At 48.2% G+C, this 1,115-nt stretch carries 1 protein-coding gene; it reads right to left on the bottom strand.

From position 1 onward, the window contains the following. Nucleotides 1-4 precede the first annotated feature (4 nt). Nucleotides 5-1,045 (bottom strand): IS630 family transposase, encoded by a 1,041-nt coding sequence (locus tag LSG37_RS21120; protein ID WP_233081981.1) that lies wholly within the window; start codon nucleotides 1,043-1,045, stop codon nucleotides 5-7. Nucleotides 1,046-1,115 lie beyond the last annotated feature (70 nt).

Raw genomic sequence — 1,115 nt, 5'->3', positions numbered from 1 at the left:
GATCCTAATTGTGATACACCTGCTTCAATCCATGCTTTCCGCCCGGAAACGGTGCGGCAGTGTCCATAAAGTAGTAAACCTGCACCAGTAAATCATCCATGTTTTTGCACTGATGATTCCGGGTTATCGTCTCGTGCAGGGCATGCCACAGTTTTTCAATTTTGTTATGCCATGGGCTATAAACCGGCAAGAACAGTAATTTGAACTTTGGGTTGTCGCTCAGCCACTTCTGGGTTTTCTTGCTCTTGTGGATGATGTAATTATCCACGATTAACCGAATGCTCTTAGCCCGACGATACTGACCTTTAAGCTTTTCCTGCAATTCAATAAATAAGTCACTGGTCTTGCGCTCGCCACCTACATAAACGATTTGCCCTGTCTGGCCGTGTAATGCTCCCGCCAGATAATGTTTCTTGTTCTGTCCTGGTGTTGCTACCTTACGCTGCTCGCCACGATGCCCCCAATCTGCACCGATTTTAGGATTCAGATGGATATCCACTTCATCCTGGTAAAACACCGGGTGGTCAACACTGTTATCTGCCAGCGCCTCCCGGATAGCCGCCAGTTTCTCCTTTTTATCCGGGTCTTGGATATAAAGCGTTGGCGCAGCTCGCCGCCAGACAATTCCTGCTTTGGGCAACCAGCGTCTGATTGTTGAACTGTGGATCTGAATGTTGCATAACTTGTTCAGTAACAGCGCAAACAACTCAGTACTCCAGCGTGAACGCTGATATCCAAGCGTCCTTGGCGTGTACTTCAGCAAAATTTTCAGCACGCCACAGATAAAATCCCGATTCTGCCTAACGGGGCGACCAACGCCTTTAGTTTTTAGACCATCAACACCGGCAACGTCATACCATTTCAACCAGCGGTTAAGCGATGACCGGCCAGCTTGCAGTAGGCTCGCAACCTCTGACTTGGTTTTACCTTTCAACACCAGCAAGACGGCACTCGCACGGCGGCAAAGGTCTCTATCTCGTGTTTTATGAATAATCTTCTTCAATCGGCGGGTTTCCGCGCCATATAAAAATGCTATCCTGTTCATACTCAATGCGTTTGTGGGTTTGGTTTGTTTGGCGACTGATCTGATCGCGCAAACCGCATTGAGTTCCCTT

Origin of the sequence: Rheinheimera soli, assembly GCF_021290985.1 — a bacterium.
In the GTDB taxonomy this organism is placed as follows: Bacteria; Pseudomonadota; Gammaproteobacteria; order Enterobacterales; family Alteromonadaceae; genus Pararheinheimera; species Pararheinheimera soli.
This window is presented reverse-complemented; position numbering and strand designations above follow the sequence as displayed.

Bases quoted from the DNA above. Each gene is read 5' to 3' on its own strand.
- LSG37_RS21120 (WP_233081981.1), bottom strand. From the start codon at position 1,045: ATGAACAGGATAGCATTTTTATATGGCGCGGAAACCCGCCGATTGAAG.